The following is a 13,734-nucleotide window of genomic DNA, read 5'->3' as shown; positions in this document are numbered from 1 at the left end:
AACGACATGGCCAATATTGCAGAACCCAAAAAGGGCTTCGCTGTCAGCGATCGCCAGAAGGACATCATCCAGAAATTTGCCGCGCTCGGCAGCCTGTTCGCCCTTGTCGCGGTGTTCTCCGCCACCAGCAGCGCCTTTTTTACCGTCAATAACGGCATGACGATCGCGTTGCAGGTCACGTCCATCGCTCTGCTCGGCATTGGCGCCACCTGTGTCATCATCACCGGCGGCATCGACCTTTCCGTCGGTTCGGTGCTGGCTCTTGCAGGGGTTGTTGCCGCTCTTGCGGTGAAGGAACTCGGCATGCCGGTGCCGGTCGGCATGTTGCTCGGCATTCTGACGGGTTCGCTCTGCGGGCTGATCAACGGGCTGCTGGTCACGCGCTTCAAGCTGCCGCCCTTCATCGCCACGCTCGGCATGATGCTGATTGCCCGCGGTGTGGCGTTGCAGATCACCGGTGCGCGCGCCGTGTCCGGCCTCGGCGAATCCTTCGGCGAACTTGGCAACGGCGCCCTTTTCCGCATCGTCAATATCGGTGATGATGGCTTTCCGAATGTCGTATTTCCAGGCATCCCCTACCCTGTCATCCTGATGGTGGTGATTGCGCTTGCTGTGTCCTTCATGCTCAACCGCTCGATCCTCGGCCGCCACATCTATGCCGTGGGCTCCAATGCAGACGCCGCACGTCTTTCCGGCGTCAACGTCGCCCGCGTCACCAACTTCACATACATCCTCTCCGGTACGCTTGCTGGGTTGACGGGCTGCGTTTTGATGTCGCGCCTCGTTACCGCCCAGCCCAACGAAGGTGTGATGTATGAGCTGGATGCCATTGCCAGCGCGGTTATCGGCGGCACATCGCTGATCGGCGGCGTGGGCACGATTTCAGGCACGGCCATCGGCGCCTTCGTCATCGGCATCCTGCGCAACGGTCTTAATATGAATGGCGTCTCTGCCTTCACGCAACAGATCATCATCGGCCTCGTCATTCTGGTCACCGTCTGGATCGACCAGTTGCGCAACCGCCGCTGATCAAAGGGCTGCGGACCCTTTCCGCACAAAAGATCGGCAGGGGAGGCCCGGTATGCCGACATCACGGAGGAAGAAATGAAGAAAATTGCGACTGCCCTTCTGACATCCGCAATCGCGCTGTGGAGCGTTTCCACCGTGCAGGCCGGTGAAATCGCCGTCATCGTCAAGACCGTCAATTCGACCTTCTGGCAGAACGTCCAGAAGGGCGCCGATGCGGCCATGAAGAATTCTCCAGGCAACACCATGACCTTCCAGGGTCCGGCTGCGGAATCGGCCATTGCCGACCAGGTTAACATGGTTGAGAACGCCATCAACCGTAAGGTCGCCGGCATTGTGCTTGCACCTTCCGATCCGGACGCGCTGGTGCCTGCTGTCAAGAAGGCCTGGGAAGCCCGTATCCCCGTCGTTCTCATCGACTCGCAGCTCGCCAAGGGCTCTGAGCAATATTACCAGTCGTTCCTCGCGACCGATAACAAGAAAGCCGGCGAACTGGCAGCGCAGGCGTTGATCGACAAGGTGGGCAAGGAAGGCAAGATCGCCGTCATGTCCTATGTCGCCGGGGCTGGTTCTGAAATCGGCCGTGTCGGCGGTTTCACCGATTACATCCAGATGAACTCAAACCTGAAGATCGTCGGCCCGTTCTACTCGCAGTCGCAGATGGCGACCGCGCTGAACCAGACGACCGACGTTCTGGCCGCCAATTCGGACCTGAAGGGCATTTTCGGCGCCAATGAGCCGACGGCCATCGGTGTTGGCCGTGCGCTCGCCCAGTCAGGCAAGGCCGGCAAGGTCGTCGCCATCGGCTTCGACGGCAACCAGGATCTGCAGAACTTCGTGAAGGACGGCACGCTCGCCGGAATCGTGGTTCAGGGCTCCTATCAGATGGGTGAAAAGGGCGTCGAAACCGTCACCAAGCTCATCAACAAGGAAAAGGTCGAGAAGTTCGTCGACACCGGCGTCGTTGTTGTCACCAAGGACAATATCGAAAAGCCGGAAGCAAAGAACGTTCTTTACTGATCAAGCGATGACGCGCCGCTTCACCGGCGGCGCGTCTTTCCAAAGGCAAGCTGGAAAGTCTCCGCGATGAAAGTCTCCGATACACGTAAATTGCCGCGCCGCGCCGTCGACGTTACCGTCATGGGTCTCGGTTGCGCCCAGATGGGCAATCTCTACCGCGTTACGCCCTATGAAGAGTCCAAGGGAGCGTTTGACAAGGCATGGGAAAGCGGCATGCGTTATTTCGATACCGCGCCGTTTTATGGATATACGCGGTCGGAGCGTCGCCTGGGGACCATGGTGACGGAGCATGACCGGAGCGAATATACGCTGAGCACCAAGGTCGGTCGCGTCATGGTTCCCGATGAGACCGTGGGCCCGGAAGAGGATGCCTATATTGCGCCGCTACCCTTCCGCCCGTTCTATGATTATTCCCATGATGGCATTCTACGCTCTTTCGAGGCCAGCCAGCAGAGGCTCGGCGTTCTGAAGCCGGATATTCTTTATGTGCACGATATCGGCTCCTACACCCATGGCGAAAAGCACCAGCATTACTGGGAGCAGCTGACCGCTGGCGGCGGCTTCCGGGCGCTTGGCAAGCTGCGTGAGGAAGGTTCAACTGGCGCTATCGGCCTTGGCGTCAACGAGTGGGAAATTGTCAACGACGCCATAGATGTCTTTGACATCGACGTCGCCATGCTTGCCGGCCGCTATACGCTGCTGGAGCAGCAGAGCCTTGCTTTCATGAACCGCTGCGCCGAAAGCGGTGTGGGCATCGTTGTCGCCGGTGCTTTCAATTCCGGCATTCTCGCGGGCAACCGCAAATTCAATTATGCCGATGCGCCTGCCGATATCCTTACGCGGGTTGATGCGCTGCAGGGTGTCTGCGAAGAAGTCGGTGTGTCGCTGCAGGCGGCTGCATTGCAATTTCCGCTGGCCCATCCGGCTTCGGTCACCGTCGTCTCGGGCGCGCGGAATGCGCAGCAGCTCGCTTCCAATATCGAATGGTTCGAACAATCTATTCCGGATGAGTTCTGGGCGGAACTGCACAGACGCGGTCTGATCGCCGAAGGTGCGCCGGTGCCGGGCGGAAAGGCCTGAGGCAATGCTTATCGACGCCCACCAGCATTTCTGGTTAATGAAGGACCGTGCCGGCCAATGGCCGCCGCCGTCGCTCGCCGCCATCTACCGGGATTTTCTTCCAGCGGATCTATCGCCATTGCTGGCCGCGGCCGGAATTTCCGGCACCGTGCTGGTTCAGACGATGGAGACGGCTGCTGATACGGATTTCATGCTGGCGCTGGCGGAAGAAACAGATTTCATCAAAGGTGTGGTCGGCTGGGTGGACATGAAGTCTCCCGATGCTGCAACGGAAATCGCCCGCCGGGCAAAACATCGGGCGTTCAAAGCCGTGCGCCCGATGCTGCAGGGCATGGAAGACGTGGCATGGATCGATGATCCGCTGCTCGATCCCGCCGTGGCGGCGTTGGTGAACCACGGCCTGGCGTTCGATGCGCTGGTCCTGCCGCCCAATCTGCCGCATCTCCTCGCGTTTGCCCGGCGTCACCCGCAATTGCCTGTTGTCATCGACCATGGTGCCAAGCCGCTGATTGCGACCGGCCACTACAGCGCCTGGCGCAAGGATATGGGCGCTTTGGCGGCTCTTCCCAATGTCCATTGCAAGCTCTCCGGCCTCCTGACCGAGCGCGGCGATCAGCGACCGGAAGCAGTGCGGCCCTATGCCGAAACCATTCTGGAGCTGTTCGGCGCAGACCGGGTGATTTTCGGCAGCGACTGGCCGGTTTTGCGACTGGCGGGCGATTATCAGGAATGGCTGGACTTCTGTCGCGATATCGTGCCGGCAGCGGACCATGCGGCAGTCTTCGGCGGTAACGCCATTCGTTTTTACTCCCTTTCCCACAGGTGATCCATGCTGGCGATTTTCTGCGACACTCCCGGTCAACTCAGCGCCAAGGATCTGCCTAAACCTGTGCGTGGCGAAGGTGAGGTGCTGGTGCGCGTCCGTCGCATCGGGGTTTGCGGTACGGATCTCCACATCTTCACCGGCAATCAGCCTTACCTCTCTTATCCGCGGATCATGGGCCATGAGCTCTCCGGTACGGTTGAAGAGGCGCCGCAAGGCAGCCATCTGTCCGTCGGCGACGTTGTTACCATCATTCCGTATATTTCTTGCGGAAAATGTAGCGCCTGCCTGAAGGGCAAGAGCAATTGCTGCCGCAATATCGGCGTGCTCGGCGTTCATCGTGATGGCGGCATGGTGGAATATCTGAACGTGCCGCAGCAATTCGTGTTGAAGGCTGAAGGGCTGAGCCTCGACCAGGCGGCGATGACCGAATTTCTGGCTATCGGCGCGCATGCGGTGCGCCGTGGCAATGTCGAGAAAGGACAGAAGGTTCTGATCGTCGGCGCCGGACCGATCGGCATGGCGGTTGCGGTTTTCGCGGTTCTCGATGGCGGCGAAGTCACGATGATCGATGGCCGCACCGACCGGCTGGATTTTTGCAAGGAGCATCTCGGCGTCGCCCATACAGTGACGCTTGGGGACGGTGACAAAGATCGTCTTTCCGAGATTACCAACGGTGATTTCTTCGATGCGGTCTTCGATGCGACCGGTAATCCTAAAGCCATGGAGCGCGGCTTTTCCTTCGTCGGCCATGGCGGTTCGTATGTGCTTGTTTCCATCGTCGCGAGCGATATCAGCTTCAACGATCCGGAGTTCCACAAACGTGAAACGACGCTGCTCGGCAGCCGAAATGCGACGCCTGAGGATTTCGAACGCGTGTTGCAGGCATTGCGGGAAGGGAAAGTACCTGAGGCGCTGATTACGCACCGCATGACGCTTGCCGACGTGCCATCGCAGTTCGCAGGGCTGACCGATCCGAAAGCCGGAGTCATCAAAGGCATGGTGGAGGTCGCATGACGCCCGAGACGCCCATCCTGCAATTCGGTACCAGCCGCTTTCTTCTGGCGCATGCGGACCTCTTTGTCTCGCAAGCGCTGGAAAAGGACGAGGCTATCGGTCGCATCGCGATTGTCCAGACAACCGGCAATGCGGAAAGCCTGAAGCGTGTCGCGGCGCTGAATAGTGGCGCGCCCTACCCCGTGCGCATTCGCGGCATCCGTGACGGGCGGAACGTGGATGAGGAAATTGAGGGCAAGGCTGTCGCGCGGGCCCTGACCTCGGCAACTGAATGGGAGGAAGTACGCCGCCTCGCCTGCGAAGCTGCTGTCATCTTGTCCAATACCGGAGACCGCGGTTATGAGCTTCATTCTGCGGATGGCGCAGATCTCGCGGCGGATTTTACGGCCGTCCCGAGGAGCTTTCCGGCGAAACTCTGCATTTTGCTGCTCGAACGTTTTCAGCGCAATCCGGAAGCGCCCGTGTCCATCTTTCCTTGTGAACTTGTGCCGCGTAATGGCGAAAAGCTGAAAGAGGTCATTCGCCGGCTTGCCGATGAATGGCAATTGCCGGCGGGTTTTGCCTTTTACCTGAACGAAAAGTGCCGTTTCGCCAATAGCCTGGTCGATCGCATCGTTTCCGAGCCTATCGATCCGGTAGGTGCAGTGGCGGAGCCTTACGCGCTCTGGGCGATCGAAAATCAGGAGGGGCTTGTCCTGCCCTGCACTCACCCTGCCGTGGTGCTGACGGACGATCTCGATCACTATGAAAAGCTGAAGCTTTTCCTGCTGAATCTCGGCCATTCCTATCTGGCGGAACGCTGGCTGCAGGATGCGCGGACGAAGGACGAGACGGTGCGTCAGGCAATGGACGACAACGCGCTGGTCGCGGATCTGGAAACGTTATGGCGCGACGAGGTTCTGCCGGTCTTTATTGCTGAAGGCATGGGAAATGATGCGCAGGCCTATATCGGCGTGCTGCGGGAGCGTTTACGCAATCCCTTCCTTGCCCATCGACTGGCCGATATCGCCGGTAATCACGATGAGAAGAAGCGCCGACGCTTTGCTCCGGTCATTGCCGCAGCGGACCGGCTGGGATTGAGCCTGCCGCAATCAAAGCTGCGCGCGGCGCTTGCCACCATCAGAAAGTAACGGAGCTTTTCATGCAGCGTATGGGAATGGTGATAGGCGTCAAGCCGGAGATGATCGCGGAGTATAAAAGGCTGCATGCCGCCGTCTGGCCGGAAGTTCTGGCGCTGATCAGCGATTGCAATATCCGTAACTACACGATTTTCCTGCGGGAGCCGGAAAACCTGCTGTTTGGCTATTGGGAGTATCATGGCACCGATTTCAGCGCCGATATGGCGAAGATGGCGGCAAGCCCCAAGAACCAGGAATGGTGGTCTTTTACCATTCCCTGCCAGAAACCGCTCGAAAACCGCAGGGACGGCGAGTGGTGGGCTATGATGGAAGAAACCTTCCACCACGACTGAACGATTTCCATAGGCACTGACCGCGAGTAAACGGCCATGACAAAAATTACTGATCTGCGTGTTTTCGACCTGCGCTTCCCCACATCCCAGAGCCTGGACGGCTCCGATGCGATGAACCCCGACCCGGATTATTCGGCGGCTTATGTCATTCTCGACACGGATGAGCCGGGGCTTAAAGGCCACGGCCTGACCTTCACCATCGGCCGGGGCAACGATATTTGCTGCATGGCCATCGAAGCGATGCGTCACCTCGTCGTCGGCACCGATCTTGCCACGGTCACCGAGAACCCCGGCAAATATTGGCGGCATCTGACCAGCGACAGCCAGCTGCGCTGGATCGGCCCCGACAAGGGTGCGATGCATCTCGCCACCGGCGCCGTTGTCAACGCAGTGTGGGATTTGCTGGCCAAGAAAGCCGGCAAGCCGGTGTGGCAGCTGGTGGCTGATATGAGCGCCGAAGAAATCGCCGATATCGTTGATTACCGTTATCTTACTGACGTGCTGACCCGGGACGAGGCGCTCGCAATTCTCAAGAAAGCCGAAAGCGGCAAAAAGGAACGCATCGAGACGCTGAAGAGCGAAGGTTACGCCTGCTATACGACTTCCGCAGGCTGGCTCGGTTATGACGACGCCAAGCTGCGCCGTCTTTGCCAGGAAGCCATCGATGCCGGTTTCAACCATGTGAAGATGAAGGTTGGACGTGATCTGGAGGATGACATTCGCCGTCTCACCATTGCCCGCGAAGTGATCGGCCCCGACCGTTATCTGATGATCGATGCCAATCAGGTGTGGGAAGTGGACCAGGCAATCGAGTGGGTGAATAAGCTCGCCTTTTCCAAGCCCTTCTTCATCGAAGAACCGACCAGCCCGGATGATGTCGCCGGCCATCGCAAGATTCGCGCAGCCATTGGTTCCGTGAAGGTGGCGACGGGCGAAATGTGCCAGAACCGCATCATGTTCAAGCAGTTCATCGCTGAAGGCGCGATCGATGTGGTGCAGATCGACAGCTGCCGTATGGGTGGCCTCAACGAAGTGCTGGCGGTGCTGCTGATTGCCGCCAAATACAATCTGCCGGTCTGGCCGCATGCCGGCGGCGTCGGGCTTTGCGAATATGTGCAGCACCTGTCGATGATCGACTATCTGGTGGTTTCAGGCACCAAGGAAGGTCGCGTCATCGAATATGTGGATCACCTACACGAGCATTTCATCGAGCCCTGCGATATCAGAAACGCCGCTTATATGCCGCCGAAACTGCCGGGTTTCTCCATCGAAATGAAGCCGGAGTCGATTGAAACCTACACTTTCGAGGGATGATCGAAAGAGAGCAGCGCCGCTTGAAGGCGCTGCCACTCAGCGTCGTTACCCGGAAGGCCGAAACGGATGTCGTCTGGCCTTTCATCGAAAATGCGCACGAGTATCCCGAGACGGCCGAGATGGTCGAACAGGGCCTTGGCACGCTCGTCCCGCACCAGTGTGAACAGAGGCGTGCCGCCAACCCCGTTCAGACCCGCTTTTTCCAAAAGGCGATTCATGCACCGTGCTTCATCCGCGAGACGCAGCCGCATCGCAGATTGCCACGTTCCATCCGCCAAGGCTTCCGTTGCAATGTGCAGCGCCGGGCCGGAAACCGCCCATGGGCCGAGCCTCGCCTCCAACCCCGCAGCGATATCAGGGTGCGCAATTGCAAAACCAAGCCGGATTCCCGCCAGGCCATAAAATTTGCCGAAGGAACGAAGGACGACCAGAGCATGCCGATCAACGCTATCCGCAAGGCTCTGGGCGCCTCCGGTTTCGATGAAGGCTTCATCCACCACCAGCAGGCCGCCGTTTCGATGCATTGAATCGGCGAGCCGCAAAAGAGTTTCGCGATCGATGATACGTCCGTCGGGATTGTTGGGATTGACCACCACCACGTAGTCGTGAGCGATCAGGTCGCTGACATGCTCCACTTCCCTCATGGTCAGCCCGGCCATGCGTGCGGTGCGGGCATGTTCCGCGTAGGCAGGTGACAGCACTGCGCCGCTCTTGGCGCCCCGGGCAAGTGCGGTTTGAGCCAGCAGCGGCATGAGCATCTGGGTGCCGGGCGATAGCGTGACATGTCGGGCGGAGGGTGCGCCGAAATGGGGTGCGGCCAGCCGTTTCAGATAGTCGGCCGTCTCGGGCTCCGGCAGGCGAGCGAATGCGCTGGCGGGAATGGCAGAATACGGATAGGGATGCGGGTTGATTCCGGTCGAAAGGTCGATCCACGGTTCAGACGCGTCTGGAAACATCAGGCGCGCTCTGCCGAGATTGCCGCCGTGGCGGATCGCAGCCTGTGCCATTTCTGATATTGTCTCGCCCATGTTCTTCGCTCTCGCTTTCCTGTCGCTCGTGATCGAACGCCTGACCGGTTATCCGGACTGGCTGTTCAAACATATCGGCCATCCTGTCACCTGGGTCGGTTCGCTTATCGCGCTGCTGGACCAAAAATGGAACCGGGACAGCGCGTCATTTTCACGGCGCAAGGCCGCGGGTGTTGTGGCGCTGGTTGTTTTTGTCGGGCTGACGGTGATCCTTGCATGGTTTGCGCAATCTGTTCTGCTTTTCCTGCCCTTCGGACTTCTGGCGGTCGCCATCCTCGGTGCTTCGCTTCCGGCACAGAAAAGTCTGGAACAGCATGTGGAGGCGGTTGCGACTGCGCTGGAGCGTGAAGGAGTTGAGGGTGGCCGCAAGGCTGTCTCGATGATCGTCGGCCGCGACCCGCAAAAGCTGGATGAGGCGGCGATCTGCCGGGCGGCGATCGAAAGTCTCGCCGAGAACTTTTCCGATGGCATCGTCGCCCCTGCCGTCTGGATGGGGCTTCTGGGCCTGCCAGGTGGTGCGGCCTATAAGGCGGTCAATACGGCCGACAGCATGATAGGTCATCGTTCGCCTCGCCATGAAGCGTTCGGCTGGGCTTCGGCCCGGCTTGACGATCTCATCAATCTGCCCGCTTCGAGATTGAGCGGCAGCCTGTTTGTGGTCGCCGCATTTTTTGTCGAGGGCGCGTCGCCAAAAGCGGCCATTGCCGCGATCCGTCGCGATGCGCGCCACCACCGCTCTCCCAATGCAGGCTGGCCGGAGGCGGCGCTGGCCGGCGCGCTGGGTTTTGCGCTTGCCGGACCGCGTTCTTACGGCGGACAGATGATCGAAGCGCGTTTCATGGGGGACGGCGGAAGGTCTGCGCTGGTCGCCGGCGATATTCGCACGGCGTTGCGGCTGGCACGGATTGCGGACCTGTTGCTGATCGGCCTATTCGGACTTCTGGCGATCCTTATCGCGCTATAGCCAGCAGACCGTCGAGATCGAGGTGCTGTTCCATATGCGCAGCCAGACGGTCGAGAACCGCATCCACCTGCGCATCATAGTTCAGGTCGGTGCCGCACCCGCCGAGACGCTCCAACCATGCGCCGCGCTGGCTATCATGAGCAAAAAGGCCGTGAATATAGGTGCCGAAGACACGACCGTCGGGTGAGATGCTTCCATCGTGATGCCCGTCGATCGTCGAAAACACCAGATTGCCTGCTGCTCCCGTGGTTTTCCCCACATGCATTTCGTAGCCGGATAAACCAACACCATCAAAGCTCACGCCTTGAACGGAAACGAGTCGCTTGTCACCCGTCAAAACCGTGTCGACATCAAGCAGGCCGAGCCCGTCCACAGTCGCAGGTGATCCCTCGATACCGTCAGGATCCGCAACGGTTTTTCCGAGCATCTGGTAGCCACCGCAAAGGCCGAGAACGTAGCCGCCGCGGCGCACATGCGCCTTTATGTCGATGTCCAGACCCGCATCTTTCAGCACGGCGAGATCGGCAATGGTGGATTTTGAACCGCACAGCAAAACCAGCCGGCAATCGGCGGGAATGGTCTCGCTCGGCCACACGCGGATCAGTTCCACGTCCGGCTCCATGTCCAGAGGGTCGAGATCATCGAAATTGGAAATGTGCGGCAGGATCGGCACGGCGATGCGGATCTTTGCGCCGGGTTTTCGCTCAGCCGGGCCGGAAAGACCGAGCGCGTCTTCAGCCGGCAGTTTCGTGGCATCGGAGAAATGTGGCAGAAGGCCTATCGAGGCCCAGCCTGTCCTTTTCTGAATTATCCGCATGCCGTCCGAAAACAACGCGGGATCACCGCGAAAGCGGTTGACGATGAAACCTTCGATCATCGCCGCATCGTCAGGTTCGAGGACGGCTTTGGTACCGACAAGGCTGGCGATGACGCCGCCGCGGTCAATATCGCCGATGAGGATCACAGGCGCGTCAGCAGCTCTCGCAAACCCCATATTGGCGATATCATTGGCACGCAGATTGATTTCGGATGCGCTGCCCGCCCCCTCCACCAGCACCAGATCGGCCTGTTGTTTCAGGCGGTTGAAGCTATCCAGCACGCGCGGCATCAACCCGGCTTTCAGGTGCTGGTAATCGGCTGCTCTGGCATTGCCGGCGATTTTGCCCTGAACCACCACCTGTGCCCCGGTCTCGCTCTGCGGTTTCAGAAGAACCGGATTCATGTGGACAGAGAGGGGTACGCCAGCGGCCCGCGCCTGCAGCGCCTGTGCTCGGCCGATCTCGCCGCCGTCGGCGGTAACGGCCGCATTATTCGACATGTTCTGTGGTTTGAACGGCATGACGGACAGGCCGCGCCTGACGAAGGCGCGGGCTAGACCGGCCACCATCAGCGATTTGCCGACATCCGAGCCGGTTCCCTGAAACATCAGAACCCGTGCGGCCATGTCAGAATTCTATCCCTGGCTGTGCTTTCACGCCCGCCTTGAAATGATGTTTTACCAGCGTCATCTCCGTCACCATGTCGGCGGCGTCGATCAGCGGTTGCTTGGCATTGCGGCCGGTGACGATGATGTGCAGATCGGGCCGACGGCTGGCCAGCGTCGTCACAACCTCGTCAAGCGGCAGGTAATCATAACGCAATGCGATATTCAGTTCGTCGAGTATCAGCAGGCCGATCGTCTGGTCAGCCATCAGTGTCACGGCTTCTTCCCACGCCTTCGCGGCAGCGGCAACATCGCGCTTCAGATCCTGCGTATCCCAGGTGAAGCCTTCCCCCATGGTACGCCACACCACCTTGTCACCGAACAGAGCCAGCGCCTGCTGTTCGCCGGTCGACCATGCACCCTTGATGAATTGCACGACGCCGACCCTGCGCCCGATGCCGAGCATACGCAACGCAAGGCCGAAGGCGGCCGTGGACTTGCCCTTGCCGGGGCCGGTATTGATCATCAGCAGACCTTTTTCGATGGTCTTTGCCGCGACTTCGGCATCCTGCACCGTCTTGCGGTTGACCATTTTCTGCCGATGGCGCTCGGCTTCGTTGTCGCTGATGTCGCGTGTCATCGCATATTCCTTCTTCACTCCAGCAGCCGGGAACTTATCCCTGCCCTTCGGAGCGGCGACTATACCCAATTTGCCGCACCCGGCAATGCGCGAGCCACGGGGGGCGGCATTGACCCCAAAGCCCGTTCGGCCTAAGGGTAAGGAACTGACGGTCTTTCCCCGGCAACGGGAAAAGCTAAGAGGGAACACGGTTCCACCCTGAAACGGGTCATTCCGTGGCTGCCCCCGCAACTGTAAGCGGCAAGCCCGCACCGTAAAGCCACTGGACCAGAGAGACGGTTCGGGAAGGCGGTGTCCGGGCGCTCATCGAGCCGCAAGCCAGGAGACCTGCCGTTTCAGGAAAAACGTCTACCGGGCGGGGTGCTCCGGTCAGTCGATGACGTCGAACAGCCGGTCTGTGCCTGTGCGCATACCGTTTTCGATATCCGCACCCCAAAGAATTTGACTTGGCGCGGGAACGATACGGTTTGGATATTTCAGCGACATCTTCACATGCTGGTGGAAACGCGCAGGATGAAACGGCGTCCGGTGTGGTCGTTTTCGTTTGCCGAAGCTGTCGCGACGAAGCTGATCCCAGCGCCGAGCCACGTGCCGGCTCACGTCTTGCCGAGGCCGTCACCGCAGAGGCGGAAGCGTCCGGCATCGCGGTCCGTTCCGTCAATTGTCTCGCCAACTGCAAACGTGGCCTCAGTGCCGTGCTGCGCAGCGCCAATGGCTGGTCCTATGTGTTTGGCGGGCTGAAACCCGACGATGCAGGGGACCTGCTGACCGGCGCGCGGCTTCTTTCTGCGTCTTCAGATGGCCTGATGCCCTGGCGCGGCCGCCCCGAACCATTAAAGCGCGGCATGGTGGCGCGCATTCCCCCATTCGATTTTACCGAGGAGAGATCATGAGCAACCATCTGGACCGCGTTCCCTGCACCATCGTCACCGGTTTTCTGGGGGCGGGAAAAACGACGCTGTTGCGGGGTCTTCTGGAAAAGCTGGACGGCAAGCGGCTCGCAATCATCGTCAATGAATTCGGCGATATCGGTATCGACGGCGAAATCCTGAAAGGCTGCGGCATTGAAAGCTGCCCCGAAGAAAACATCGTCGAACTGGCCAACGGCTGTATCTGCTGCACGGTGGCTGACGATTTCCAGCCCGCGATCGAACAGATTCTCAGCCGCCAGCCGAAGGTGGAGCATATTCTGATCGAGACCTCGGGTCTTGCCCTGCCTAAGCCGCTGGTCCAGGCTTTCCAATGGCCGGCCATCAAGAGCCGCGTGACCGTGGACGCCGTTGTGGCCGTGGTGGATGGCGCCGCCCTTGCTGAAGGAAAGGTCGCGCACGACATGGAGGCGCTCGCTGCTCAGCGGGCCAATGACGAGGCGCTTGATCACGATGATCCGGTTGAGGAAGTTTTCGAGGACCAGGTCGCCTGCGCCGATCTCATCGTTCTCACCAAGGCCGATCTTCTAGATGAAGCCGGCCTCGACAAGGCGAGGGCGCATGTGCTCGAACATCTGCCGAAGGCGGCGAAGATCGTTGTGGCCTCCAATGGCGCCATCGACCCCGCCGTGCTGATCGGTCTTGGTCTTGCCGTTGAAGAGGATATCGAAAACCGCCGCACCCACCATGACGGTGAACTCGACCATGAACACGACGATTTCGACAGCTTCGTGATCGACCTGCCGGCCGTGGCCGATCCGGAAGCACTGGCGGCGCGCATTGCCGAAACGGCTGCGGCTGAAAACGTCCTGCGCATCAAGGGCTTCGTCGAAGTTTCCGCCAAGCCCATGCGTCTGCAGGTGCAGGCGGTCGGAAGCCGGGTCAATCATTATTATGACCGCCCCTGGGCAGCGGGCGAGCAGCGCCGCAGCCGACTGGTCATCATCGGCGAAAAGGGCATCAATCGCGAAAAGATCGAACAGATGCTGGCCGCCTGAC

Annotated in this window: 14 protein-coding genes and 1 riboswitch; of the genes, 11 read left to right on the top strand and 3 right to left on the bottom strand. The window is 59.8% G+C overall.

The window, feature by feature from the left end:
• The first annotated feature begins 6 nt into the window (after positions 1-6).
• The 8 genes from BTN45_RS13020 (at position 7) to BTN45_RS12985 (ending at position 7,751) form a co-directional block, all read left to right on the top strand.
• Positions 7-1,029, top strand: a complete 1,023-nt coding sequence (locus BTN45_RS13020) for an ABC transporter permease (protein WP_004444206.1) — start codon at positions 7-9, stop codon at positions 1,027-1,029.
• A 75-nt stretch (positions 1,030-1,104) separates the two neighbouring features.
• Entirely contained in the window at positions 1,105-2,046 is a 942-nt protein-coding gene (locus BTN45_RS13015) for an ABC transporter substrate-binding protein (protein ID WP_207588204.1), read from the top strand.
• A gap of 66 nt (positions 2,047-2,112) precedes the next feature.
• Entirely contained in the window at positions 2,113-3,126 is a 1,014-nt protein-coding gene (locus BTN45_RS13010; protein WP_207588202.1) for an aldo/keto reductase, read from the top strand.
• A 4-nt stretch (positions 3,127-3,130) separates the two neighbouring features.
• Entirely contained in the window at positions 3,131-3,952 is an 822-nt protein-coding gene (locus BTN45_RS13005; RefSeq protein WP_004444194.1) for an amidohydrolase, read from the top strand.
• Between the two features lie 3 nt (positions 3,953-3,955).
• Complete coding sequence (locus tag BTN45_RS13000; RefSeq protein ID WP_207588200.1) at positions 3,956-4,966, top strand: zinc-binding alcohol dehydrogenase family protein; 1,011 nt, start codon at positions 3,956-3,958, stop codon at positions 4,964-4,966.
• Positions 4,963-6,096 carry a mannitol dehydrogenase family protein gene (locus tag BTN45_RS12995; protein WP_207588198.1) on the top strand — a complete coding sequence of 378 codons (1,134 nt, stop codon included), beginning with the start codon at positions 4,963-4,965 and terminating at the stop codon, positions 6,094-6,096. The genes BTN45_RS13000 and BTN45_RS12995 overlap by 4 nt, the downstream gene beginning before the upstream one ends.
• 11 nt (positions 6,097-6,107) lie before the next feature.
• On the top strand, positions 6,108-6,437 hold the full coding sequence (locus tag BTN45_RS12990) for an L-rhamnose mutarotase (RefSeq protein WP_022557029.1): 330 nt from the start codon (positions 6,108-6,110) through the stop codon (positions 6,435-6,437).
• Between the two features lie 36 nt (positions 6,438-6,473).
• A complete protein-coding gene (locus BTN45_RS12985; protein WP_006700268.1) occupies positions 6,474-7,751 on the top strand; it encodes an L-fuconate dehydratase in 1,278 nt (425 codons plus the stop codon).
• On the opposite strand, the gene cobD is transcribed toward BTN45_RS12985, so the two are convergent.
• Positions 7,733-8,779, bottom strand: a complete 1,047-nt coding sequence (gene cobD, locus BTN45_RS12980; RefSeq protein ID WP_207588197.1) for a threonine-phosphate decarboxylase CobD — start codon at positions 8,777-8,779, stop codon at positions 7,733-7,735. The two genes, BTN45_RS12985 and cobD, sit on opposite strands and share 19 nt — an antisense overlap.
• Here cobD and cbiB point away from each other — a divergent pair.
• Complete coding sequence (gene cbiB, locus BTN45_RS12975; RefSeq protein ID WP_207588195.1) at positions 8,778-9,743, top strand: adenosylcobinamide-phosphate synthase CbiB; 966 nt, start codon at positions 8,778-8,780, stop codon at positions 9,741-9,743. The genes cobD and cbiB overlap by 2 nt on opposite strands.
• On the opposite strand, the gene BTN45_RS12970 is transcribed toward cbiB, so the two are convergent.
• Together BTN45_RS12970 and cobO are read right to left on the bottom strand one after the other, a co-directional pair.
• On the bottom strand, positions 9,730-11,187 hold the full coding sequence (locus tag BTN45_RS12970) for a cobyric acid synthase (protein ID WP_207588191.1): 1,458 nt from the start codon (positions 11,185-11,187) through the stop codon (positions 9,730-9,732). The two genes, cbiB and BTN45_RS12970, sit on opposite strands and share 14 nt — an antisense overlap.
• Before the next feature lies 1 nt (position 11,188).
• Positions 11,189-11,806: a cob(I)yrinic acid a,c-diamide adenosyltransferase gene (gene cobO, locus BTN45_RS12965; RefSeq protein WP_004444179.1), complete on the bottom strand. Its 618-nt coding sequence runs from the start codon at positions 11,804-11,806 to the stop codon at positions 11,189-11,191.
• 132 nt (positions 11,807-11,938) lie between these two features.
• A riboswitch (cobalamin riboswitch) is annotated at positions 11,939-12,156 on the top strand.
• 117 nt (positions 12,157-12,273) lie between these two features.
• Between cobO and BTN45_RS12960 the strand changes: the two genes are divergently transcribed.
• Positions 12,274-12,699 (top strand): DUF1636 family protein, encoded by a 426-nt coding sequence (locus tag BTN45_RS12960; protein WP_207588184.1) that lies wholly within the window; start codon positions 12,274-12,276, stop codon positions 12,697-12,699.
• Complete coding sequence (gene cobW / locus BTN45_RS12955) at positions 12,696-13,733, top strand: cobalamin biosynthesis protein CobW (protein WP_006700272.1); 1,038 nt, start codon at positions 12,696-12,698, stop codon at positions 13,731-13,733. The genes BTN45_RS12960 and cobW overlap by 4 nt, the downstream gene beginning before the upstream one ends.
• The last annotated feature ends 1 nt before the right edge of the window (position 13,734 follow it).

This window comes from Rhizobium sp. ZX09, from assembly GCF_017357485.1.
Taxonomy (GTDB): Bacteria; Pseudomonadota; Alphaproteobacteria; order Rhizobiales; family Rhizobiaceae; genus Agrobacterium; species Agrobacterium pusense.
This window is presented reverse-complemented; position numbering and strand designations above follow the sequence as displayed.

Excerpts from the sequence above, each read along its gene's own strand:
- BTN45_RS12970 (WP_207588191.1), bottom strand. The coding sequence starts at position 11,187 with ATGGCCGCACGGGTTCTGATGTTTCAGGGAACCGGCTCGGATGTCGGC.
- cobW (WP_006700272.1), top strand. The coding sequence starts at position 12,696 with ATGAGCAACCATCTGGACCGCGTTCCCTGCACCATCGTCACCGGTTTT.
- BTN45_RS12985 (WP_006700268.1), top strand. The coding sequence starts at position 6,474 with ATGACAAAAATTACTGATCTGCGTGTTTTCGACCTGCGCTTCCCCACA.
- BTN45_RS13000 (WP_207588200.1), top strand. The coding sequence starts at position 3,956 with ATGCTGGCGATTTTCTGCGACACTCCCGGTCAACTCAGCGCCAAGGAT.
- BTN45_RS13015 (WP_207588204.1), top strand. The coding sequence starts at position 1,105 with ATGAAGAAAATTGCGACTGCCCTTCTGACATCCGCAATCGCGCTGTGG.
- cobD (WP_207588197.1), bottom strand. The coding sequence starts at position 8,779 with ATGGGCGAGACAATATCAGAAATGGCACAGGCTGCGATCCGCCACGGC.
- cbiB (WP_207588195.1), top strand. The coding sequence starts at position 8,778 with ATGTTCTTCGCTCTCGCTTTCCTGTCGCTCGTGATCGAACGCCTGACC.
- BTN45_RS12995 (WP_207588198.1), top strand. The coding sequence starts at position 4,963 with ATGACGCCCGAGACGCCCATCCTGCAATTCGGTACCAGCCGCTTTCTT.
- BTN45_RS13005 (WP_004444194.1), top strand. The coding sequence starts at position 3,131 with ATGCTTATCGACGCCCACCAGCATTTCTGGTTAATGAAGGACCGTGCC.
- BTN45_RS13020 (WP_004444206.1), top strand. The coding sequence starts at position 7 with ATGGCCAATATTGCAGAACCCAAAAAGGGCTTCGCTGTCAGCGATCGC.
- cobO (WP_004444179.1), bottom strand. The coding sequence starts at position 11,806 with ATGACACGCGACATCAGCGACAACGAAGCCGAGCGCCATCGGCAGAAA.
- BTN45_RS13010 (WP_207588202.1), top strand. The coding sequence starts at position 2,113 with ATGAAAGTCTCCGATACACGTAAATTGCCGCGCCGCGCCGTCGACGTT.
- BTN45_RS12990 (WP_022557029.1), top strand. The coding sequence starts at position 6,108 with ATGCAGCGTATGGGAATGGTGATAGGCGTCAAGCCGGAGATGATCGCG.